19 protein-coding genes and 2 tRNA genes are annotated in these 23,412 nt (G+C 34.5%); 13 read left to right on the forward strand and 8 right to left on the reverse strand.

Annotation, left to right across the window (positions count from 1 at the left end; genetic code table 11):
* Positions 1-183: 183 nt before the first annotated feature.
* The 4 genes from ACICP1_RS03095 to ACICP1_RS03110 all read left to right on the forward strand — a co-directional run bounded on the left by ACICP1_RS03095 (position 184) and on the right by ACICP1_RS03110 (position 4,969).
* Positions 184-261, forward strand: a tRNA-Arg gene (locus ACICP1_RS03095).
* 82 nt (positions 262-343) lie between these two features.
* Positions 344-1,462, forward strand: coding sequence for a molecular chaperone DnaJ (gene dnaJ, locus ACICP1_RS03100; RefSeq protein WP_264337075.1), 1,119 nt, complete (start codon positions 344-346; stop codon positions 1,460-1,462).
* Between the two features lie 169 nt (positions 1,463-1,631).
* On the forward strand, positions 1,632-3,266 hold the full coding sequence (locus ACICP1_RS03105) for a ribonuclease J (RefSeq protein WP_395461050.1): 1,635 nt from the start codon (positions 1,632-1,634) through the stop codon (positions 3,264-3,266).
* A 446-nt stretch (positions 3,267-3,712) separates the two neighbouring features.
* Positions 3,713-4,969 carry a protein TolB gene (locus ACICP1_RS03110; RefSeq protein WP_395461306.1) on the forward strand — a complete coding sequence of 419 codons (1,257 nt, stop codon included), beginning with the start codon at positions 3,713-3,715 and terminating at the stop codon, positions 4,967-4,969.
* Positions 4,970-5,007: 38 nt separating this feature from the next.
* Here the strand turns inward: ACICP1_RS03110 and gatC are convergent, their stop codons facing one another.
* Positions 5,008-5,361, reverse strand: coding sequence for an Asp-tRNA(Asn)/Glu-tRNA(Gln) amidotransferase subunit GatC (gene gatC / locus ACICP1_RS03115; RefSeq protein ID WP_010401704.1), 354 nt, complete (start codon positions 5,359-5,361; stop codon positions 5,008-5,010).
* Positions 5,351-6,271 carry a ribose-phosphate diphosphokinase gene (locus ACICP1_RS03120; RefSeq protein WP_395461051.1) on the reverse strand — a complete coding sequence of 307 codons (921 nt, stop codon included), beginning with the start codon at positions 6,269-6,271 and terminating at the stop codon, positions 5,351-5,353. The genes gatC and ACICP1_RS03120 overlap by 11 nt, the downstream gene beginning before the upstream one ends.
* Before the next feature lie 286 nt (positions 6,272-6,557).
* Here ACICP1_RS03120 and ACICP1_RS03125 point away from each other — a divergent pair, with 286 nt between their 5' ends.
* Complete coding sequence (locus ACICP1_RS03125; RefSeq protein ID WP_265042275.1) at positions 6,558-8,558, forward strand: AAA family ATPase; 2,001 nt, start codon at positions 6,558-6,560, stop codon at positions 8,556-8,558.
* Between the two features lie 346 nt (positions 8,559-8,904).
* Here ACICP1_RS03125 and tkt read toward each other — a convergent pair whose 3' ends face one another.
* Complete coding sequence (gene tkt, locus ACICP1_RS03130) at positions 8,905-10,869, reverse strand: transketolase (RefSeq protein ID WP_395461052.1); 1,965 nt, start codon at positions 10,867-10,869, stop codon at positions 8,905-8,907.
* A 113-nt stretch (positions 10,870-10,982) separates the two neighbouring features.
* Here tkt and rpsD point away from each other — a divergent pair, with 113 nt between their 5' ends.
* The 8 genes from rpsD to dnaQ all read left to right on the forward strand — a co-directional run bounded on the left by rpsD (position 10,983) and on the right by dnaQ (position 15,704).
* The gene (gene rpsD / locus ACICP1_RS03135) at positions 10,983-11,597 is read left to right on the forward strand and encodes a 30S ribosomal protein S4 (RefSeq protein ID WP_006012690.1); all 615 of its coding nucleotides are present in this window, start codon (positions 10,983-10,985) and stop codon (positions 11,595-11,597) included.
* A gap of 10 nt (positions 11,598-11,607) precedes the next feature.
* Positions 11,608-11,694, forward strand: a tRNA-Leu gene (locus ACICP1_RS03140).
* Between the two features lie 20 nt (positions 11,695-11,714).
* On the forward strand, positions 11,715-11,909 hold the full coding sequence (iscX, locus tag ACICP1_RS03145) for a Fe-S cluster assembly protein IscX (RefSeq protein WP_007302643.1): 195 nt from the start codon (positions 11,715-11,717) through the stop codon (positions 11,907-11,909).
* A 267-nt stretch (positions 11,910-12,176) separates the two neighbouring features.
* Entirely contained in the window at positions 12,177-12,500 is a 324-nt protein-coding gene (locus ACICP1_RS03150; RefSeq protein WP_006012687.1) for a DUF721 domain-containing protein, read from the forward strand.
* A gap of 54 nt (positions 12,501-12,554) precedes the next feature.
* Entirely contained in the window at positions 12,555-12,869 is a 315-nt protein-coding gene (gene rpmB, locus ACICP1_RS03155; RefSeq protein ID WP_007302640.1) for a 50S ribosomal protein L28, read from the forward strand.
* A complete protein-coding gene (lipA, locus tag ACICP1_RS03160) occupies positions 12,862-13,725 on the forward strand; it encodes a lipoyl synthase (RefSeq protein WP_395461053.1) in 864 nt (287 codons plus the stop codon). The genes rpmB and lipA overlap by 8 nt, the downstream gene beginning before the upstream one ends.
* Positions 13,726-13,823: 98 nt before the next feature.
* A complete protein-coding gene (locus ACICP1_RS03165; RefSeq protein WP_395461054.1) occupies positions 13,824-14,243 on the forward strand; it encodes a hypothetical protein in 420 nt (139 codons plus the stop codon).
* An 801-nt stretch (positions 14,244-15,044) separates the two neighbouring features.
* Positions 15,045-15,704: a DNA polymerase III subunit epsilon gene (gene dnaQ / locus ACICP1_RS03170; protein ID WP_372436136.1), complete on the forward strand. Its 660-nt coding sequence runs from the start codon at positions 15,045-15,047 to the stop codon at positions 15,702-15,704.
* A gap of 80 nt (positions 15,705-15,784) precedes the next feature.
* On the opposite strand, the gene ACICP1_RS03175 is transcribed toward dnaQ, so the two are convergent.
* The 5 genes from ACICP1_RS03175 to ACICP1_RS03195 form a co-directional block, all read right to left on the reverse strand.
* Positions 15,785-16,612, reverse strand: a complete 828-nt coding sequence (locus ACICP1_RS03175; RefSeq protein ID WP_395461055.1) for a hypothetical protein — start codon at positions 16,610-16,612, stop codon at positions 15,785-15,787.
* A 91-nt stretch (positions 16,613-16,703) separates the two neighbouring features.
* Complete coding sequence (locus ACICP1_RS03180; protein ID WP_395461056.1) at positions 16,704-17,852, reverse strand: hypothetical protein; 1,149 nt, start codon at positions 17,850-17,852, stop codon at positions 16,704-16,706.
* 95 nt (positions 17,853-17,947) lie between these two features.
* Positions 17,948-18,799, reverse strand: a complete 852-nt coding sequence (locus ACICP1_RS03185) for a hypothetical protein (protein WP_395461057.1) — start codon at positions 18,797-18,799, stop codon at positions 17,948-17,950.
* A gap of 119 nt (positions 18,800-18,918) precedes the next feature.
* A complete protein-coding gene (locus ACICP1_RS03190) occupies positions 18,919-20,109 on the reverse strand; it encodes a hypothetical protein (RefSeq protein ID WP_395461058.1) in 1,191 nt (396 codons plus the stop codon).
* Positions 20,110-20,197: 88 nt separating this feature from the next.
* Positions 20,198-23,392, reverse strand: a complete 3,195-nt coding sequence (locus ACICP1_RS03195) for a glycoside hydrolase TIM-barrel-like domain-containing protein (RefSeq protein ID WP_395461059.1) — start codon at positions 23,390-23,392, stop codon at positions 20,198-20,200.
* Positions 23,393-23,412: the final 20 nt, after the last annotated feature.

Below are 23,412 nucleotides of genomic sequence, written 5' to 3' on the forward strand. Positions count from 1 at the left end.
AATGTGAAAAGCTCTTATTCGGATAGCGGTTCTAAAATCACAGTAATTGGAAACTGTTAACTTAAGTTATCCTTTAAGAGAGCTAGTACAATTTCTTACAGGTTTCATACATGATAAGAGTTTTATTTTTAGCTAAACCAATTGAAATAAGCTATAAAATCTGTTAAAGTCAGCTTTGTGCAAGCACCCTTAGCTCAGTTGGATTAGAGCATTTGACTACGGATCAAAAGGTCGGGCGTTCAAGTCGCTCAGGGTGCACCATATTTTATAGGAAATAGAGGTCATACTTGAAATTCATATATGTAATACCTATCTTTAAAGGTAAAATACTGAGCTATTATATATGAACAAAAAAGACTACTATGATCTGCTAGAAGTGAGCAGAAATGCTAGTACTGACGAGATAAAAAAAGCATATAAAAAACTAGCATTAAAATATCATCCTGACAGAAATCCTGGTAATAAGGAAGCAGAGGAAAAATTTAAAGAAGTAACAGCTGCATATGAAGTTCTATCTGACTCTGAAAAAAGAGCAGGTTATGATCGTTATGGTCACGATGGTGCTTCCGGTGGATTTGATTTCAGCCAAGCTGGAGGGGATTTTAGCGATATATTTAACGATTTTTTTGGTGGAGGATTCGGCGGCAGTACAAGTAGGTCAAGAACAAAAAGAAGTACAACAGGAGTATCTGGAGCAGATCTGCGCTACGACCTTAAAATTACCTTGGAAGATGCATTTAAAGGAATACAAGCACCTATACATTATGTGACAAATATAAAATGTAATACATGCCAAGGCACAGGTAGCGAAGGAGCAATCAAACCAGTTCAGTGCAACACATGCCAGGGAAGCGGTAGAATTAGAACTCAACAGGGCTTTTTTACCATTGAAAGAACGTGTACTACATGCTATGGGGAAGGAGAAATAATACAAAATAAATGTAAGAAATGCGGTGGAAGTGGACGTAAAAGAGATGAAGTAAATATCTCCGTTTCAATTCCAAAAGGCATAGAAGAAGGAGCTAAAGTAAGGGTCAGTGGTAAAGGAGAAGCTGGAGCAAGAGGTGGAAAAAGCGGAGATTTATACGTATGTGTGAAAATAGCTACTCATCAGATCTTCACTCGCAATAGAGCAGATTTACACTGTAAAGTGCCTATAAGAATGACACTAGCAGTACTTGGTGGTGAAATCGATATTCAATCAATTGATGGAGCTAAAATAAAAGTAAAGGTCCCTGAAGGCACTCAAACTGGTACCAAACTACGTTGTAGGGAAAAGGGTATGCCATATATGAACTCACATGCTCGTGGTGATTTATACGTACAGGTAATAGTTGAGACTTTAAATCCAAAGAATTTAACCCAAAAGCAGATTGAGCTATTAAAAGCGCTTGAGGAAGGGGAACATGAAAGTGTAGAGCAGAAATCTGAAGGATTCTTTGGAAAAGTAAAAAAAAAATGAGAAATTTGCTAAATGATATAAAGAGGTAGCTGTCTACACTTAATTCTTTTTACCAATTTGAAAGCCTTCTCTTTTAGTGAAAAGATTTTTTTAAGTTATGCAAAAGTGATAAATTCCTTTATTTAAGGTCGAAGTTTTGCTATCCTCGCATTTTAATAATTTAAAATTAATGAACATAAACAAAAATGAGTTTTTATTTCTTCCTCTTGGAGGAGTAGGAAGAATTGGGATGAACGTTAGCCTATATCATTATCAAGGCAAGTGGATTATGATCGACCTTGGTATCGGTTTTGCAGATGAAACTATGCCAGGTGTTGAGCTGCTCATCGCTGATGTAGATTTTATTGCTCAAAGAAAAAAAGATTTGCTTGGAATAATCATTACACATGCACATGAGGATCACTGTGGTGCAGTGCCTCATCTGTGGGAAGAGTTAGAATGTCCCATATATACAACAAAGTTTACGGTTAACTTTCTCAAAGAAAAATTGAAAGAATTTCGATTGGAAGGTATAGTGCCTTTGAAAGAGGTGGACATAAATGGCAGCATAAATTTGGGTCCTTTTACCGTTGAGTTTATAAATGTAACTCATTCAATTCCTGAAGCAAATTCAATATTAATTAGCACTGAAATGGGTAGTGCACTCCATACCGGAGACTGGAAATTTGACCCAAAACCTGTTGTTGGATTAACTTCTAATATGGAGCGTCTAAAAGAAATTGGCGATAAAGGTGATCTGCTTGCAGCAATTTGCGATTCAACCAATATATTAAGCAAGCATCACCCTGAGTCAGAAAGTGAAATTTATGATAATATTTACAATATAATAAAGCGGTCTAAAAAATTGGTTGCTGTCTCGCTATTTGCCTCGAATGTGGCGCGAATTGAAACAATAAGCCAAGCTGCAAAAGCACTAAATAGAAAAGTGGTTTTACTTGGCAGATCTTTATGGAGAATAGTGAAAGTTGCGCAGGATAGTGGTTATTTAACTGATTCTCCTGAGTTTCTAGAAGCAAAGGAGGCAGTAAATTTTCCAAGGGAAAAGCTGGTGCTACTTTGCACAGGTTGTCAAGGTGAGCCACTGGCAGCTACCGCAAGACTTGCCGCTAAGAGTCATCAAGCATTTAAAATGCAGCAAGGTGATACCATGATCTTTTCATCAAAAATCATTCCTGGCAATGAAACTCGTGCACATAACATGCTCAATGCCTTTATTGAGATGGGAGTGGAAGTTATTACTGAAAAAACAGAGAATGTTCATGCTTCCGGACATCCAGTAAAAGCAGAGCTAAGGGAAATGTATTCTTTGATAAAACCTAAGATAGCTATTCCAGTTCATGGTGAGTATATTCATACGGATGCACATGTAAAGTTCGCTAAAGAGTGCGGTGTGAAAAAAGCAATAATGATTGCACCAGGTGATATTGTGAATTTGGAGAATGGAGAAAAAGTTAGTTCAATTGATGTTGACTACTTTGGTATTGATGGTACGTTGCTACGCCATCCAGAATGCAGCGTTATAAAGATGCGTGAGAGAATGAGAGATGCTGGGGTTATTGTAGTAACAGCAATTGTGAATAAGAAAAACAAATTGCTCGCTAAGCCAAAAGTATTTGCACCTGGTGTTTTCGAAGCGCAAGAAGATGCAGCCATTATGCAAAAGATCATAGAGAAGGTTGAGTCAGCATTTAGTCCACAACCGATAAAAAAAATAAGAAATAAGATTGAAAGTTCAATATTTAGTATCTTAAAGGAATATTTACTAAAAAGACCTATAATTGAAGTCCAAATAGAACAGGTATAGAAATATACCTCTTTTTATTAACCATTATTTGAGTAAGAAGTTAACAATGTATTCTTTGATGTTATTTCAGCATGAAATACTGGAATCCGTAAAAAAAAATCAGTGTCAGATCACACAACTATACAAACATTGTGATTTGAATCTACCAGAAGGGTGCCATCTCAACGCCCAGGCAAACATTGTAGTTTTAGAGCAATCTCCACCAGTAGAGTGTCATCCCAGTGCTCTGACACTGGAATCCAGTTTTTCATGCAACCTTGTCAAAGACGTTTATTTTAGAATAAAACAGCTACTTTTATGCTTGCCACCTCAGTGCACTTACTTGCAGTCAAATTTCTGGATTCCAGTGTCAAGTACTGCAGAAATTGATTTACTATACTGTCATGCAGTTTAACTTCAAAAGTAAGCTATTTGCTGAGATGACAGGAGGTAATGCAAGAAATCTAATGAAGCTATTCGTTCAATTGGTGTTATTTATTTCGTTATTTATTCCTTATTCCACAAAAGCTGTTTTATATGTTGATATAAAAAAAAGCAATATTGGTAATATTGATCTTGTTGTATCTAAATGTGCATGCAAGACAGAAGTGGAAAGTGAGCTAAGTGAAAGCATCACAAAAGTAATTGAAACAAATCTATCTAATTGTGGCTTATTTAATGTGAAACGTAACACGAAAGTTGATTCTTGGAAAAGCGATACTGTGGTCACAGTAAGTTTAAGTGAAGTATCAAACAGAAATTTAGAGCTATCTTTTCGTTTATCTGACAGCTTTACAAACAGAGAATTACTTACTCAGTCGGTTGTTTTTCCAGCAAAAGACTGGAGGAAAATTAGTCATCTTGTTTCAGATGTGATACATGATAGATTGGTTGGTGAGAAAGGGCATTTCAATACAAAAATTACATATATCGCTGAAGAAAAAGATAGCAATTACAAATCCGTCCGTAAAATTGCTGTGATGAATCAAGATGGAAGTAATATAAAGTACTTAACAAATGGTGAGAAATTTGTGTCAACACCAAGATTTTCACCAAATGGAAAGGGTATTGTTTATATCTCATACACAAATGGTAAAAGTTATATAATATTAAAAAATTTAAAAGATAACACTGAATCAATAATCAGCGCATTTGAAGGAGTTATTTCTGCACCAAGATTTTCTCCTGATGGTAAATCTCTTTTAATTTCCCACTCATTGAGTGGTGAAACAAATATATTATCTCTAGACTTAAGTAGTAAACGAACAAAAAAAATTACTAAAGGTTCAGCTATAAGTACTTCTCCCTCTTTGTCTCCAGATCAAAAGTACATGGTTTTTAGTTCTGATATAAGTGGAAGTCAGCAACTATATATCATAGATTTCACTAAAAAAAGCAAAAAACCCAAGAGAATTAGTTTTGGAAATGGAAGATATGCTACACCTGTTTGGTCGCCAAAAGGAGATCTGATAGCTTTTACAAAAATTCAGTCAGGAAAATTTTACATAGGAGTTATGAAGCCAGATGGCAAAGAAGAGCGCTTGCTTTCAGAGGGACATAAAATTGAATCTCCGGCATGGCTACCAAATGGCAGAGAAATTATCTTTACTAACGCAGAATCACCAAGCAACTCTAAATTATATTTAGTAGATTTAGTAAAGAAAAATCAAAAAATGGTTTTTACTCCAACGAATGCTTCTTTACCAGATTGGTCTTATTTTTGAAAGTAGATCTATAAAATCGGTATAAATCTTGCTTTATCTTAATCGTTTATAACCTTCGGTACTACGAAATACCCATGCTCCGATTTTGTATTGGATAATATTTCTTCTTTAATGTTTTGAGAATTTATAATATCATCGCGTACATGGACATCCTTATCTATAGTTCCATAACGCATAGGAGAAACACCTTCAGTATTAACTTTCAACAAAGTATCATGTATCCAATCCAGCATTGTCAGTTCTTTTGAGTAGTATTGAATCTCATCATCGGATAACTTAATCCTCACAAGCTGTGCAGTTTTAAGCATTTCTTCTTTAGTAATTGTTATTTTTCTCTTATTTGCAAATTCTATTAACGAAGTGATAACATCTTCTGTTGATCTAGCTGGCACTTTTACCTCCTTGCATAAAGCAAATTAAAATATTTGCAATTGAAACAACCTCTATCTTATCATTTTTTTCAAATTTGTGAAATACGGTGTCCGTAATTACTAATTTATCCAGAGAAGAGGAAGAGATTTTCTCAACTGCATTTCCTGAAAGTATTCCATGTGTAATGCACGAAACTACAGACTTTGCTCCTCGGTTTTTTAAAGCAAGAGCTGCATTACATAATGTTCCGCCAGAGTCAACTATATCATCAACAATGACGCAATTTTTGTTTGCAACTTCTCCGATTACATTCATTACCTCAGATGTACCTGCTTTTTCTCTATATTTATCTACTACAACAATATCATTATCCAACTTGTGTTTTTCCTCTAAAATCTTTGCAAAAGCACGAGCTCTGCCAATTGCTCCAACATCAGGCGCAACTATTGCCAAGTTTTCCTTGTATATAGAGTTAACAAATACTTCAAAACAGCTTAGATTAGTAACTGGTATATCAAAAAAACCTTCAATTTGACTTGAATGCAAATCAATAGCAGCAACACTGTTTGCACCAGCTGTTTGAATAAGATTTGCAGTTAATTTAGCACTTAAAGCAGATTGCATATTATTGTTTTTAATAACCCTATCCTGCCTACTGTATCCGTAATAAGGAATAATAGCTGTTATTCTCTTGGCTCCAGATCTCTTTGCTGCATCAATTGTAAGCAGAAGCTCCATAAGGTTATCATTTACAGGGGAAGAAAGAGATTGCACTACGTATACTTCTTGATCACGTAGATCATTTGCTACTTCTACATTTACCTCACCATCGGCAAATCTTGACACCTGATTGGGGAATAGCTGAGCATTTAGCCCACTTGCTATTGAATCTCCTAATCGTTTACTAGCGCTACCTATTATTACCTTCATATATACCAATTAAGTTTTGAAAATTATACAGAAACCATGGAACGATTAAAACTTTATTCTTGCCGCCAAGTGGATCATAGAAACGAAAAAGTTACTCGAAACATTTCACCAGCTTTCTTATCATGCAACTCGTTTTCACAAAGGTACGTACTATTTTTCTACTTAAAAATAAAGTAAATTTTTTGTGATGCTAAGCATTTTCTATAATTTTTCATTAGATTTATTAAAAATTTGACAATTATTAAAATATAGGCTAAAATATCTATATATTTAATGGAGAAACGAAATGGATTTTAGTAAATTTCTTCTAGACGACTTTCTTGATTTGTCCTCGAAAACAATAAACATAAGTGAATTAGTAAGCTTTTTACAGAGCAATCTTAGTATTACAAAGCTTAGTTTAAAAAGCTGTTATATTGGTGATGAAGGAGCAAAAGCTTTAGCTAATGTTAATCTTGCAAACCTTACTCAACTTGATTTAAGTTGTAACAAAATTGATGCTGAAGGAGCAAAAGCTTTAGCTAATGGTAATCTTGCAAACCTTACTCAACTTAATTTAAGTTGTAACAGTATTGGTGATGAAGGAGCAGAAGCTTTAGCTAATGGTAATCTTACAAACCTTACTTCACTTGATGTAGCTTTGAACAACATTGGTGATAAAGGAGCAAAAGCTTTAGCTGATCTTAAAAAAGTTAATGTTAAAGGTATAGAAAATTTTGGAATAATAGATAGTTTTATAAATCAATTAAAACAAAGTAACTCTTCAATAGAAATTTTTGATCCAGATAAATCGGAAAATAAAACAACACTTGATGATATTATAATTCCAGAAAGCGTTAAAAAGGAGCTAAACAAGATTCTTGGTATTATTCCAGAAAGAAATAAAGCATTACTTCAAAAGGCAGGTTGCAAATCAGAAAAAGGCTATCTTTTTTATGGTCCACCCGGAAATGGTAAAACCAAAATTGCTCGTGCAATTGCATGTCAAGCTAAAGCAAAGTTTATTAGTGTTTCTGCATCTGAATTTCTGAAATCGTATATTGGTCAAGGTGAAAAGCACGTAAGAGAAATTTTTAAAAAGGCAAGAGCAAATGCTCCTTGTATAATTTTTATAGATGAAATTGATTGTATTGCTACAAAACGTGGTAGCGGTGGTAGTTCTAGTCATGCTCAATCATGCGACAGCCTTGTGAATCAGTTTTTAACCGAGCTCGATGGTTTCAACCCACTAGAAGGTGTAACAGTAATTGCTGCAACTAATCGTAGAGATGTTTTAGACACAGCGTTTACTAGGCCAGGCCGTCTCTCTAATCATATTGAAATTCCTTTGCCAGGTAATGCCCAGCGTAAGGATATATTGGACTTATATATAAAAAAATTCAAAGGTATTGAAGAGTTGGAAGTTACAGTAGATACTCAAAAACTTGCAGATAAAACTGATGGTTTCTCGGGAGCTGAGTTAGAATATTTAATAGATAAAACAACAGGGGATATCATATCTTCTTTTGAAAGTGAAGGAAAAGTCACTATTGGTACTAGTAACTTCATTCAGGCAATTAAGGAGAAGAAATCTAAAGAGCCTGAAGGTGAGCAAGTTAATAATGATCTAGAGTCACTCAATAGTCTTCTTCGTAATAAAAATAATGTAGAAAGTCATAGCTCTGCAAATAGTAGTTCAGATGTTGTAGTTACTCAACAGTTGGCTAAAGTGACTAAATTACTTAATGGTATACAAACTAAAATTAATGCGCTACAGAAAGAACGTGAGGAAAGATTTGAAGAACTTGACTCTAGGAACAGTAACTTAGAACAGGGCCTAGATTCTGTAAGGAAAGACTTAATTAAAGTAACTCAATGTACTAAAGAATACACTCAATTAAAGGATGATCTAAAGACTATCACTGAAAAATATACTCAACTAAAGAGTGAATTAGAGAGTATGGTAACAACCGAACTCAAGAAACATGAAAGCACATTAGAGAATCGTGTTAAAGATCTACAAAAACAATTTGAAGGTAAAAATAAAGAGCTAAATAGTAAATATGAAAAATTCTTAGGAGCAAGCAACAATAGTAAAAGGCAAGGTAGTTACGCCTCTATTTCTTTTGTATTATCTGGAGCATCTGCTGTTGGTGCAAGTTTGACAATGTTTCATTTAGCAATGTGTCTTTCACTCGCTGTAGCCGCATTAATTTTTCTTGCAGCAGGATGTTACTGTTTGTATAAGGCAAATACAACACTTAGTAATGTTGAAATTGATCAAACTACTAATCTTGTAGTTGTTTAGATAGTTTTTAGGCTTTTAAATCTGTACCTGTTTGGCAAGTTAAAAAGTCCTTGCTGGTGCTGTAGCTTAAATTGAAGAAAATGGCGGAAGTGTAGAGTGAGGTAGTTTTTGATCAAAAATTTAAGATATTTTTAAAAAAACCACCTTTCTTGACGCGTATGAACACTCCCAAATTTTTTATAGGTTTGACTTCACCTGATTTACAAATAGAAATTGGTTGAGTGTTTGCCATTTATTCTTATAAACAGCATTTTGCTTTTTTTAGCACGTAGCAATTCTTGAATTCTATGATATTATTTTTGTAAAATTGTTATATATATCATAATAACGGCACTGGCTGAGTTCATTAAGTAATTTTATGGGCAGTGGAATGATAAAAAGCGTTTTCACAAACACATTTTACTACATAATCAGCGCTAATATTAAAATGCTTATAAAGAGCTTCATAAGGTGCTGATTCTCCAAAATTTTTCATGCCAATAAATATACCGTTTGAACCTATATATTTATGCCAACCCACTTCACTTCCAGCTTCAATTGCAACTTTAATACTATCATTATTTAATATTACCCCTTTATATTCATCACTTTGCTCGTCAAAAAGCCTCCAACACGGCATAGAAATGACCCTTGTACCTACACCTTTTTCCTGTAATTTTTCTCTTGCCTCAACTGCAATTTCAACTTCAGATCCGGTAGCAAATATCGTCACTTCTAGCTTCCCTGAATATTCGCATAGTATATATGCACCAAATTTTGATAGGTTGGCCAATTGGTCAGTATAAGAGTGCATGTAATTAATATTTTGCCTTGAAAGCGCAAATAGTGCAGGTGACTCTTTTTTTTCAAGTGCAATGCTAATGCACTCCAAAGTTTCAATTGCATCTGCTGGCCTAAAAACATACAGATTTGGTATAGCTCTCAGAGAAGCTAAATGCTCTATTGGCTGGTGAGTTGGACCATCTTCTCCTACTCCAATTGAGTCATGAGTCATTACATATATAACCTGCTGTTTCATCAAGGCTGAAAGACGTATAGCAGGGCGGCAGTAGTCGGAAAATACTAAAAAAGTTCCACCATAAGGAATAATCCCACCATGAAGAGCCATACCATTCATACAAGCTGCCATAGCGTGCTCTCTCACTCCATAGTGTACATAAGAGCCACTATAATTATTACTATCTATTGCCTGCATGTGCTTATATTTAGTACAATTTGAACCGGTAAGATCAGCAGAGCCACCAATTAGTTCTGGCATAGACTTAGTTAATAGTTCCATTACTCTGCCGAAAGAAGATCGAGTAGCTTCGTTTGGCATTAGCTTACATATTTGTTTCTTCAGATCAGCCAAATCACTCTCGATATTATTCGGCAAACGTTTCTCAAGTCTTCTTTGTAGTTCTTTATTGATCAAGGATGTATAGTTTTGCTTTGCCCTCTTAACTGTTTCTATCCAAGCGTTTCTCACATCTTCTGGTACATGAAATGGTTCATAGTCCCAATTTAATTTTTCTCTCATCTGTTTTACATCTTCCTCTGTAAAGGCACCACTATGAGCAGAAGATGTGCCAGCACGGCTCGAAAATTTTCCGATAATAGTTTTGCAACAGATTAGTGTAGGTTTATCAGACTTTTGCGCCTGCTCTATTGCAAGGGATATAGCATCAAAGTCATGCCCATCGATTTTGTCAACATTCCATCCATACGCTGAAAAACGCTTTTCTACATCATCAGAGCAAGAGAGGCTAGTAGAGCCGTCTATAGAGATGTCATTGTCGTCAAAAAGTGCTATCAGCTTATTTAATTTAAGATGCCCAGCAAGGGACGCTGCTTCATGGCTTATACCTTCCATAAGACAACCATCTCCTAGCATTACATAAGTGTAGTGACTGATTTCAAACTGCTTTTCAAGAATCGATTCAGCAAGTGCCATGCCAACAGCAGTGGCAAATCCCTGACCAAGCGGGCCTGTTGTTGCTTCTATACCAGAAGTTAAGCCAAATTCTGGGTGACCTGGAGTTTTTGATGTAAGTTGCCTGAAGTTTTTTAGTTCATCTATACTAATGTAGCCTGTCAGATATAATATAGAGTATTGCAACATTGAACCGTGACCATTTGATAGGACGAAACGATCTCTACTGATCCATTGAGAATCATCAGGGTTATGGTTTAGATATTTAGCAAATAATACAGTGGCAACATCTGCCATGCCAAGTGGCATACCTGGGTGTCCAGAATTTGCTTTTTGTACCGCATCAATTGATAAAAAGCGGACAGCATTTGCCATGGATTTTAGTAGTAGATGATTCATGTATTAATAGGAAAACTTAAAAGTGAAGTATACTACATCATAGTGGCAAAAACAAGTTGACACTTAATGTTAAAATCATTAATAATTTATAGTTAGATTGTGAGAATTTTTGTATGACAACTGTTATCAATAGAAAGTATAGAATCAGTCGCAGGCTTGGTGTAAACTTATGGGGTAGAGCAAAAGATTCGGTCAATAAAAGAAAATACCCTCCAGGTCAGCATGGTATTCTTGGATTTAAGAAGTTATCTGATTTTGGTAAGCAGTTTGCTGCACATAAGAAATTTAAGTTCTACTATGCAATTTCAAGTAAGCAGCTTAGACGTACATTTTTAGATGCCTACAAAAGAAAGGGTTATACGGCTGATAATTTTATTGGTGCCTTGGAATCAAGGTTAAGTTCTGTTTTATATCACTCTGGTTTTGTGCCAACAATTTACTCGGCAAAACAGCTTATATCTCATAAACATGTTACAGTTAATGATAAGGTGGTTAACATATCAAGTTATAGAGTGAAGCCTGGTGATATAGTAAAAATAAGGGAAAGAGCAGCAAAAATTCCTATATTAATAGAGGCTGAACAAAAACAAGAACGTAAGGCTCCAGATTATTTAGAGGCAGACAGCAAAGCACTTTCAGTGAAGTATTTGAGAGCGCCTCAATATTCCGAAGTCCCCTATTCAGCAGACATGGAAGTCAATTTAGTAGTAGAATTTTACTCTAGATAAACAACATAAGGCCCGTGTGGCGGAATCGGTAGACGCAGCGGACTTAAAATCCGTGGGTTTTGCGACCTTGGGAGTTCAAGTCTCCCCATGGGCACCAGTTTAATTTATTAAAAAAGTATGAAATGGCTTGATATAGAAGATATTGCAGAAGCTCTAGAAGAGAAATTTCCAAATGAAGATATAATTAGTATTAGATTCACTGAACTTAAAAGAAAAGTCTTGGATTTAGAAGAGTTTGATGATGATGAAAAGTATTGTAATGAAAAAATATTAGAGGCCATTCAAGCAGCTTGGATTGCAGAAAGATCTTAAAAAACAGATAGCTATAAGAAAATTACTGCATACAGTAAAAAGATAATCTTCTTGGAAATACTATACTTTACTCGAATTTTAATTAGCTTCATAATAATTTAACAAATTAAAATTAAAAATGATTACAAGGTAGGAAACACAAAATTCTGGCAAATGCTAGATATATAAATACTGCTTTTTATGTGTGAGGCCGAGGATTATGAAAACAATAAGTTAGTTTTTTGTATAAGAAAGTTGTAATATAATTTAATTTTAAGCACTGGAAAGATGTTTAAATATAGCGGGCCAAAGAAATTAAAATCTATAATAGAAAACTATGCATTAAAATGCATGAAAAATAAGATCAGCAAAAATGAAATACGTCTTATTTTAAACTGGAAAAGTATAGTTGGAGAGGAATTAGCAGAATGTACAAAACCACAAAAGATCTCATACGCACAAAACGTAAATTCTGGTGTTCTGCATCTGTTAGTAACAAATGGCAGTAAAGCATTAGAAATGCAGCATATGGTTTCTCTTGTAATAGAAAAAATTACAGTGTTTTTTGGCTATAAAGCAGTATACGGTATAAAAATCAAGCAAGGGAGTTGACTATTTAACTATATAAGGTTAACCTAGTTACATAGGATAAATTGGTATATTGAAGTGAGTAGAATTTGTGAATTAACAAATAGAAAAAAGTCTTTTGGTAATAAGGTATCGCACTCAAATCGTAAAACAAAGCGTACCTTTCTCTTAAATTTACATAAGGTTACATTAACGAGTAATATATTAGAAAAAAAGTTTAGCTTTCGTATAGCGACAAGAACTTTAAGAACTATAGATTACAAAGGTGATCTTGATGCTTTCTTGCTCAACACAAAAACAATTAAACTAAGTAAAGAAGCGCAAAAGATAAAAAGAAGATTAAAGAAAGTTTTAGCAAAACAAGAGGTAGAGCTAGCTGTTTCAGATGCATAGTAAGCCTACATGGCTCAGAGCAAAAGCTCCAGCTGGTAAAATATTCAATGAAACCTTAAACACTGTTAAGCTACATAACTTACATACAGTATGCGAAGAAGCTGCGTGTCCAAATATTGGTGAATGTTGGAATAAACGTCATGCTACTGTGATGATTCTCGGTTCTGTTTGTACTCGTGCTTGTGCGTTTTGCAACGTTGCAACTGGCATTCCTGATAAGCTCGATCCTCACGAACCAGAAAATTTAGCAAAAGCAATAAAAAAGTTAAATTTAAAGCACGTTGTCATTACCTCTGTTGACCGTGACGATTTACCAGATGGTGGTGCAAATCAGTTTATAAGGTGTATAGAAGAAATTAGAAAGATAACTTCGGAAACAACAATAGAGATTCTCACTCCTGATTTTTTAAATAAGAAAGGAGCATTTGAAGCAATCGCTGTTGCATCACCTGATGTTTATAATCACAATGTTGAAACAGCACCAAGGCTATATGCAAAAATCAGGCCAAAAGCTCGTTATTTTCATTCACTATATTTGCTAAAGATGGTGAAACAGATTAATTCTAAACTTTTCACGAAGTCAGGGCTGATGGTCGGTCTTGGAGAAACAAAAGAAGAAATCTTTCAGGTTATGGATGATTTACGTAGCGCCGAAGTTGATTTCATTACAATTGGTCAATATCTGCAACCAACTCCAAAGCATGCAAAAATTGATAGATATGTTACTCCAGAAGAGTTTGAGCATTATAAATATATTGCTTATTCCAAAGGCTTTTTGGTAGTTGCATCAAGTCCATTAACCCGTTCATCATATCACGCTGAAGAAGATTTTAACAGGCTCAAGGCTTGTAGTTAATATCTTAATTTTTTCAGAGTACAGTTTAATATAGTAATTAATATCTTGACTTTATTTAGAATATAATTTAATATAGGTATTGATGAAGCGAAAAAGTTATGGGTGATTCTAACGAAAAAGTTGACTACACTGAGTTATCAAAATCTTCTATTTCTGACAAAATAAAGCCAAAAAAAAAGGTCACATTTTGTCAGCAAGTCCAAGTTAAAGAAATTCCACTTGAAGAAAAAAAAGGAGAGTGTAAACGACGCAAAAAAAAGAAACAGAAAACACAATTATGGAAGAGAGGTGCAGCAATTCTTGCTCCACCAGTAATTGGGTTACTAGTAAGTTTAGCATTAATCACAGGAAATTATTCATTCTTAACTACGGCTTTAGTTGCTGTAGCTGTTACATTAGCAATATATGGACTTGAGTATTTATTTAAACCTGAATTGCTAGAAAAGCCTGGTGAAACTTTAAAGGATTTAGTAACAGATTCTTTTGTAAAGGAAGAAAAAAACTCAAGAACTGTATAACAATAAATCAGAAAAGCTTAGTGAGTTGCCCTAGGCTTGACTTTTTACTTAGCTGATCACAAAAAGTATGAATTTTACAGCACCTAAACCAGCTGTTTAAGATCTTATATAAGCAATTGACAGCTACTGAGATGCCAGTTAAAATATTTACATAGTATATTAACAGAGGGTAAGGTGGGTTTTAGTAGATATGTACATGATAAAGCTTTAACAATATCAGATGTAAGTGCTAAAATTGATATAAGAGAGCTAGCAAACTTTCTACAGAGTAAAAAAGGCATTAACGAGCTTAATTTAATAAATGTAGAGATTGATAGTAAAGATGTAAAAGAGTTAAGTAAACTTACACATCTTACTTCGCTTACTCTAAGGAACAATAAACTCGGTTTTGAAGGTGCAGGATATATAGGTCAAGGCAATCTAAAAAACCTTACTTTACTTGAAATAAGTAATAACAATATTGGAGACAGAGGTTTTGCATTTTTGATTGGCAGCAAACGTCTCCCAAATCTTACTTTATTAAATGTAGAAAACAACAACATTGTTGGAGTGTGGCGCCACCACTATGGAGTAGATATAGCACTCAAAAATCTCACCTCACTTTATGTAGAAGGTAACGGTAAAAAATTCTTAAATGATAAAGAAGTTATCCTTTATAGTATAAAAAAAAGCTCAATAACCGAAGCGCCTGGACACTCTAGAGTAAAAGATGGTGAAGGTGCTACAAAAAAATTAGTAGCTAAAAGAAAAAAAACGATACAAGCTACCAATAGTCAGTCAGATCCTAGTAGTAGGTTAAGTATAGAACTTTCCAAACAAGATGGGCTGCGTGAAATAGTACTTGACACTGAAACTACAGGTCTTGATGTCAATAGCCATCGAATTATCGAAATAGGGTGTGTAGAACTAATTAATCACATTCCAACAGGCAAAGTATTCCATCGATACATCAACCCAGAAAGGAGCATAGACAAAGGTGCATTTAAAGTTCACGGTATCAGCGAAGAATTTCTAAAGGATAAGCCATTATTTTCAGAGATTGCATCTGAATTTCTTAATTTTATATCTAGCGATACTTTGGTAATTCACAATGCTGGATTTGACATTAAATTTTTGAACATGGAACTTGGTAAACTGAATGCCAAATTAATCTCTTCAGACAGAGTGTTAGATACATTACCGCTTGCAAGAAAGAAATTTGGACCACCGGCTTCTTTAAGTGCATTGTGTGAGCGTTTTGGTATATCACTAGAGAGTAGGGAGTTACATGGAGCGCTAATTGACGCTGAGTTGCTAGCAAAAGTATATGTTGAGCGATTACAAACTCCTTTGGATCGATGTCAGCATGCAGTACGTAACTTATCTCTTAGAGGACACTTGCCAAGTAATGAAGAAGTTAGTGAGCAGTTAGATGAGATTAACGTATCTGTTCATGAGGGAGTAGTAGATAGAAGATTGTAAAAACGCCTTTTGCTTTCAGTAGCGAAATTATTCTCTCAATGAATGTGTTTTCTAGCTTTAAAAATGCGAATCTCAATATCTTATCTTAAATTACTTAACTGTTGGTTCAAGTTTAAGTTCTTATCATGGTATGTATTTACATCTTTTAGCACTTTAAGTGGTTCACCTAGACTATGTTCCACTTTTGTCTCAAAATTACATCCTAAATTCTCACAAAATTCTTGAAAACGTTCAGTAGCAATATCAAAAAAATTTCTACCACTTGCTTTATGATTTTTCAGCTCTTTCGGAATAGTAATAAGCACTTTACCATCTTCATATGTTACATTTCGACCCTTACATTTTAGTTTAAATTCTACTGAACTGCAAAAACCTGGTGTTTTAATATCATTAACAAGATCACTGCTGCACACCTTTATACAATCCATGCTAAAATTAAATTTTAGACAATTGGAGTCACGGCAATCCATACTATAAGTTATTGTTATGCTAGAATCTAACACAAGCAAGCCAAATGGAGAAAGAGCCTTTAATATATGAAGAAACAGAAAATGATTATACCCTTCTTGATGATAGTTAGTTATCAATTCTTCCATGATAGAGTCACTCGGAACTTCTGCACCAGCATATTCAAATATTTTTATGAAAATTTGCTTAAGAAATGGACTATAGTTCTTTCTTCCATTCTCATCTTCTAAAATGAGATCTTTATGTTTTGAATATAGCTTCTCAATAAGCTCATTAGGCACTTCTTTCTCATTAATAGTAAGGTTGTGTGATCTACCAAGGTCAATATATGTGTTGTAACCAGAGTTCCAACAATCTGATTTTATTGGCACAGATTTTAAATCAGCATACTTGAGCTTTTCCACTTCAGATTTTAATGCATTAACTATTTTTTTTGCCATATTATTCCCTCTATCACATAGATTAATACTAGTATTATATTTTATTGACTGTCAATTATTTAGAACCTTTGCTTTAAAGGACTTTCTATCTTTAACAACTGTTATGCAAGCGCATTGCTACCCTGTCTACTTCTGCTCCTTCCAGCTTGTTATCTACTCGTTCATGGTATAGATCTTTTCCCTTCGTCCAGGATAGGTCACCATTTATTGTACAAACGTAATTGCCATTGTTCTTTTCGAAAAAAAATAGCCCTAGTTTGCTTTCGTCTTGACCGATCAATCCATTACGGACTACTTCCACGGTATAAAATTGACCTAAATTTAAACCTATTTCACGATACCTAGAATAATGACAGACTAGCGGATCATATAGTTCTCTTATCTTACCATTTCTTAGATCAACTATTTTGCGCTCTATCTTATCTAATTCCTCTATAACACTCTTCCCTTTTTTCTTCGCTTCATCATCTAACAGCTGTTTCTCTCCCAACCCTTTATAAATAGCAAAAAACCGTAGTTTTTCTTTTTTCACAAAATTAGATAAACGCTCTGCTAACTCATAGCACATTTTTTCTTGACTCAGTATTGCGCTTTTATATTGAGATAAAATATTAATCGCTATATGTGGACAACTTACTGCAATCAGATCATTATTTAAATCCGTTTTAATAATTTTGCCGGTCTCTTGATTAACATGTGCAGTAATTTGCCCTAACAAAATTCCCTCAGGGATTGTTATATCCTTCCCTATATGAGAGTCAATGGCTTTTAAAGAATCAAAATCTATATATATCCCACCTTCGTGTCCTGTAAACTGCTTTAAGAGTGCCAGAGCAACTAATCTAAAAGTATCTATTTCAACAGCAAAGTATGTTCTTTGTTCATCTGTCATGTTATACATATCTCTAAAGAAATCTTTGATACTAGTATCTTTACCATCTATCTTCCACTCTTGATCTATTTCGCTCCAGTCATACTGATGCAAGTCTATAACATGTACTCCTTCAATTCCTTTCAGTTTACATTTTAAATCATCTATTTGATTTTCTTTGAATCCAGGACCGTTGATAATCAAATATATATCCCTCTCTTCTTTATTTATTAATTTATGATTTTTTATTATATCTAAGTAATTAAAGTCACTGTTTTTACCATCAGGTAAAGATGCACCATATACTCTTGGTACCCAAGTTAGTATTATTGGCGCTTCATTTGATAATTTTTTTACATTACCGATCATTATTTTACCTTAACACATTTATGTTATAATGAGATTTTAGCAAAAAAACTCAACTAAAAGTCCTTGCTTCTAGCTAAAATATTTTAGGAAAAGCTTCAGTGTTCTCTGGGCCTTAAGCCATTGACAGCATATATATCTGGTTCATCCATCACCAGCAGTGGCTTGCCAAGGTTGTGCTCTATGTTTATATTACGCTCAGAATTGTACTCTATTTTTGTATCAAACTTAAAGCCCAATTTCTCACAGAGCTTTTTTAAATATTCAACAACCTTGTTAATAATATCAGTAAGCTTATCGAGCAGATTGTCATTACCAGCTCTGTAGTCTTCTAATGCTTTAGGAATTGTAAGCAACACTTTACCATCTTCATATGTCACATTTCCATCTTTATATTTCAGTTTAAATTCTACTGAGCCGGATAAATTGCATAGCTCATCTAATGACATATAACCGTCTGTAGAGTAAGACACTCTCACGTTTTCTGTGCTAGAAAAGCATCTAAGATAGTTAGGATCATTACACTCCATATGAATACTTATCCTTTCAGAGCAAGATGCCATCAAATCACAAGGTTTTAATGCTTCATTATAGAAGAGTTTAAAAAAGCCAGAATAACCCGCCTGATTATAGTTAGTTATCAGCTCCTCAATAATCAAATCATTTGGAACTATTGCATCAGCGTACTCAAACATTCCTATAAAGACTCTCTTGAGAGATAAACGACTGCTCTCTGCTTCATTTGCGTTTCTTAACAGCCCACTAATAACTTCATTAGTTATTACTCTACCATTAATGATAATATTATCCATTCTTCTAAGATCTTTATATGTCAGATCGCCAGAGTTAACTTCACTCCATCCTCCTGATGTTTTTGCTTGAGCTTTTAAGTAATTATATTCCAGCCCTTTTACTTTAGCTTTCAGTGCATTAACTATTTTTTTTGACATATTATTCCCTCTATCACATAGATTAATAATAGTGTTATATTTTATTGACTGTCAATTATTTAGAACCTTTGCTTTAAAGGACTTTCTATTTTTAATATAGAAAAGTCCTTTAATCAATGCTATATAAGTGATAGCTCTCCCATTGCCACCCTGTCTACTTCTGCTCCTTCCAGCTTATTATCTACTCGTTCACGGTATAGATCTTTTCCTTTCATCCAGGATAAATCACTTCCTAGTAAGGAAACATAATTACCATTATTACAATTAAAAGAAAATGATGGACATTTGCTTACTTTCTCACCACTTAATTGAACAAGAAGAGGTTTTATTGTACTCATTTGAGCAGAATTTAAGCTAAATTCACCAAGTCCGGTGTTAATATAATGAAAGTTTTCAATATTATATAGCTCTTGTATTCCATTGCTTTCAAAGTCTGAAATACATTTTTTTATCTTTTCCTTTGCTTGCTTAATTGTTTCATTTTTGAGTTCTTCATCTTTTATTAATAAGGAAACTCCTATATCTAATTCTTCTTCTTGTTCTAAGGCTAGAGATAAGCGCTTTTTAACCTCATTAAAAGCTTCTTTTTGGCTCAGTATTCTATCTTTATAATTAGACAAGATGCTAACTGCTACACTTGAATTATTTACCGCAATGCAATCATTATTTGTAAAAATCATTAGGTTTTTATATTCGTCGTAATGATTCGAGTTCTTTATATCTACTGCACTTGTGTAGTTCGTATTTCCTTCTTGATCAAGAAAACACGCTATAACATTTCCTAATAAAATTCCCTCAGGGATTGTTATATCCTTCCCTATATGAGAGTCAATGGCTTTTAAAGAATCAAAATCTATATATATCCCACCTTCGTGTCCTGTAAACTGCTTTAAGAGTGCCAGAGCAACTAATCTAAAAGTATCTATTTCAACAGCAAAGTATGTTCTTTGTTCATCTGTCATGTTATACATATCTCTAAAGAAATCTTTGATACTAGTATCTTTACCATCTATCTTCCATCCTTGATCTATTTCGCTCCAGTCATACTGATGCAAGTCTATAACATGTACTCCTTCAATTCCTTTCAGTTTACATTTTAAATCATCTATTTGATTTTCTTTGAATCCAGGACCGTTGATAATCAAATATATATCCCTCTCTTCTTTATTTATTAATTTATGATTTTTTATTATATCTAAGTAATTAAGGTCACTGTTTTTACCATCTGGTAAAGATGCACCATGTACTCTTGGCACCCATGTTAGTATTATTGGCGCTTCATTTGATAATTTTTTTACATTACCGATCATTATTTTACCTTACTATATTGCTATGTTTATAATATAGTAGATTTTTTAATAAAATGCAAGTAGACATTAAGATTTCACTTACGCTCTCTCAGTTTACAATTTTTGTTTCCGTATTATCTAATGAATCACCGTAAGTGACTGCCTTAAGATAAAACTTTCTCCCTTTTTGCACTTCAAAAGAAATTATTGAATCATCAAGTAGAATAAATTTTTCACCTGAGGTGTGTTCATATTTCTTAGTACCCTCTTGTTCTCTAATTAGGTCACTAAGCTTATATTTGTTTTTACCTATAAGCTCAGCATTTTGGAATTTTATTATCTCTTTGCCAACGAGTGCTGATGCAGTTGCATCCAGCTTGCCAAAGCGTAATACTACTACAATTTCCTCATTGCTAGATTCCATTATATATCCGTAAGTAGATTGTATATTTGCACTTGCGATAGGCTTATAATCTTTATCATCATACGAAATAAAAAGTGTTGCTCCTTTCCAACCTTCCTCTTCACTAATTAAAGTAAAACTTGCGATATTACCTTTAATATGCGGTAAATCTATCATTTCCACGATAGATTTACTGACGCGAGAAGGAGGGTATTCTTTAAGCATAAGTGATCTTGTTGAAGGAAAGGAGAGCTTGTATATAGAGGGATCATAACCAACTCCCATTACTTGAATGGACATGCTTTCAAACTTTGTTTTTATAATTCTCATCGTATGTCTTTTCTCGCCATCTGAAATTGCTATGACATCACTTGGTAAAAGCCATGCATATTTTATCGGGAGCTTAAAGTTGTATACATTTCTCTCTTGCCACGAAGAATAAAGTAAAACTTCAGCTATATTTTGCGCCTCCCCTTCCTCCATAATGAGAGGTATTTCAACTGTTGCAGCATTGCCCTGCTTTGGCAGTTCAGCATATTTCACATCAATTGGATAGCCAAAATTGCGGTTAAAATAGACAACATTGACTTTACTATTTAAATCTAGCTGACTAATATTAACAAGTTTTGCAACGTTATTGGTAACCATCTCGCCAATTGGTATTTCAGTTTTCACTCCCCTGCCCTTTTGAATAAATTTCAGTTTTGAGTTCTGTTCAACCACATCAAAAAAATAGCACCTTCGCAGCATTTTAATAATTGAGCGTACGGGTTGCTGATCATTTATTACATACCCAGATAGTAATCCTTTAACATCACTTGTATCAAACTGATCGCCTTTGAGACCTACCTTTTGCAACAGATCAGACAAAACATCGGAAACATTAAGTTGTGAAATTTTTCCCTGAATCCAGTGCCCGGTCTGCCAGTTATGGCAGTCAGCCCACATGTCACATAAATTGGGGAAATAAGGAAATGGCCTTGCATCCCACGCCCAGAGGAACATTTTCTCCACCATTTCTGAGCTTTGCCACTTTTTAAATGTTCCTTCGATTGCAGTTTTCTGCGAAAGAAAGCTCACCTCTCCGTTTGAGTATCGTGGATATTTACTCTCTATACTACCTTTATCAACAAACACATTGGGCTCATTAGTGCAGCCGTTCATACTGGGAAATCCATATTCGGTAAACCATATTTTCTTCATTTTTGGTTGCCATTTTGTTTTACTACCACCTGGATTTACATGAACTTCACTCCACCATTTCTCGATATTTTTCCACGCATATTCGCTGTCATTATACTTTATTTTCTCAGGATCACTTTTTGAGTAATCGTAAAAATAATCATACCCTACCCCACTGCTCCAACCACCCGTTACATCTTTCGCGGAATAGCCAAAAGGAGGTTCTGGGCCATCGGTGAGTGGAAAATAAGCATCTATGCCAATAACATCGATGAACTGTGAAGACCAAAGTTCATCCATATTATACCAACCATCATATGAATGATACTCACTCCAATCGGCAGCGTAAGTTACGTTTACTTCTTTTCCAAGCTGAAATTTTACTTGCTTTGCAACTTTAACTAGCTCTGCTACTGCAGGATAGTTACCCTCTACATCTTTTACTCTGGTAAGCTGAGCAAACTCAGAACCAATAATAAACCCTTCCACTTTAGTTTGTTTGGCAATGCTCGTGTAATGCTCTATGAATTTGCTATACTGATTCTCAAAAAAATCACTTATATCCTGAGGAGTACCGCTCAATTTTCCTCGCCACTCTTTGTTTTTTGTGTCAAGCAAGAGCATTGGATAGAGCATCACCTTATAACCTCTGCTATGCAGCTCTTCTATATATCTTATTAGTGCTGCATCGCTAACTGTACCACCATATCTTGGATTACCATCATCATCTTTTGAAATGAGCTGGGCATTATCCCTGGTTATATTTCCCACTTGCCAATCATCAGGCACTATAGCAGAATCGTCTTGAAATTCAACTGCAGGATATATTTTACAATCTTTGATATTCAAACTGCTTGCAAACCAATTAACCACTACCGATGCCCATTCAACATTTGGTAAACTTTCCTTCAATTGGTCCAAAGAAAGCATAGCATCGCTCTTTTTTGTGTGATTATTGTGATTTACTCTTTGTACCGGTCCATAGGGAATATATTGACTACTGCTTATTTTTTCTCGTGCAATTTTCTTCTGTATTTTCGTATCATACACAAACTCCCCTGAACCTGGTATGATATTGATATTTTTAATGTTTTCTGCTACTGAGAATCCACTGAGCTTCAGTGCAGTTTGCACTTCAAATGTAAACACCGGAACACGATTACTATAGTCTGCCAAAGGGAAATTTTTGATGACTATGTAAGATATTCCTCTATAAGCTGGTACATTCTTCTCACCTTCGATTGATAACATAAACGGATCAGGGTTTTGGTCTTCTCTGCCGTGGTAAAAAGTATAATCTATTTCATCAAAACTAAGCGATTTTATATCCGCCCAGATTCTATTTAATTTTTCTACTTTCCCCTTGCAAATTGCAATTGCGAGTGTTGCATAGTAGTTATATGTAATATTTATACCTCTTCCTGTTTTATTTTGAGTGGTTATCGCCTCCTCTTTTATTGGCTGTGACCAAATAATGTTTCCAGCAATGCGAGCAGTGCCATAGATAATTGGAATTGCTTTGCCATAAGTTGAGGTTTGAACTTGCAGATTTTTCAGCCTCGCCCCATGCGTTATCTTTTGCTCGGCATCAAGACCAAATATTGCATTATCAAGCTGTGCACCAAGCAGAGCACCGAGTTCTGAGCCAGCAATCTGGCCAATTGGCCCAAAAATACTGCCCGCTTTACTTAAAATTGATGATAAAATTATTGTAGACATAATATTCTCCTTTTTAATAG

Source organism: Wolbachia endosymbiont (group B) of Ablattaria laevigata (assembly GCF_964277395.1).
GTDB lineage: Bacteria > Pseudomonadota > Alphaproteobacteria > Rickettsiales > Anaplasmataceae > Wolbachia.

Bases quoted from the DNA above. Each gene is read 5' to 3' on its own strand.
- dnaJ (WP_264337075.1), top strand. From the start codon at position 344: ATGAACAAAAAAGACTACTATGATCTGCTAGAAGTGAGCAGAAATGCT.
- ACICP1_RS03105 (WP_395461050.1), top strand. From the start codon at position 1,632: ATGAACATAAACAAAAATGAGTTTTTATTTCTTCCTCTTGGAGGAGTA.
- ACICP1_RS03110 (WP_395461306.1), top strand. From the start codon at position 3,713: ATGAAGCTATTCGTTCAATTGGTGTTATTTATTTCGTTATTTATTCCT.
- ACICP1_RS03120 (WP_395461051.1), bottom strand. From the start codon at position 6,271: ATGAAGGTAATAATAGGTAGCGCTAGTAAACGATTAGGAGATTCAATA.
- ACICP1_RS03125 (WP_265042275.1), top strand. From the start codon at position 6,558: ATGGATTTTAGTAAATTTCTTCTAGACGACTTTCTTGATTTGTCCTCG.
- tkt (WP_395461052.1), bottom strand. From the start codon at position 10,869: ATGAATCATCTACTACTAAAATCCATGGCAAATGCTGTCCGCTTTTTA.
- rpsD (WP_006012690.1), top strand. From the start codon at position 10,983: ATGACAACTGTTATCAATAGAAAGTATAGAATCAGTCGCAGGCTTGGT.
- iscX (WP_007302643.1), top strand. From the start codon at position 11,715: ATGAAATGGCTTGATATAGAAGATATTGCAGAAGCTCTAGAAGAGAAA.
- ACICP1_RS03150 (WP_006012687.1), top strand. From the start codon at position 12,177: ATGTTTAAATATAGCGGGCCAAAGAAATTAAAATCTATAATAGAAAAC.
- lipA (WP_395461053.1), top strand. From the start codon at position 12,862: ATGCATAGTAAGCCTACATGGCTCAGAGCAAAAGCTCCAGCTGGTAAA.
- ACICP1_RS03165 (WP_395461054.1), top strand. From the start codon at position 13,824: ATGGGTGATTCTAACGAAAAAGTTGACTACACTGAGTTATCAAAATCT.
- ACICP1_RS03175 (WP_395461055.1), bottom strand. From the start codon at position 16,612: ATGGCAAAAAAAATAGTTAATGCATTAAAATCTGAAGTGGAAAAGCTC.
- ACICP1_RS03180 (WP_395461056.1), bottom strand. From the start codon at position 17,852: ATGATCGGTAATGTAAAAAAATTATCAAATGAAGCGCCAATAATACTA.
- ACICP1_RS03185 (WP_395461057.1), bottom strand. From the start codon at position 18,799: ATGTCAAAAAAAATAGTTAATGCACTGAAAGCTAAAGTAAAAGGGCTG.
- ACICP1_RS03190 (WP_395461058.1), bottom strand. From the start codon at position 20,109: ATGATCGGTAATGTAAAAAAATTATCAAATGAAGCGCCAATAATACTA.
- ACICP1_RS03195 (WP_395461059.1), bottom strand. From the start codon at position 23,392: ATGTCTACAATAATTTTATCATCAATTTTAAGTAAAGCGGGCAGTATT.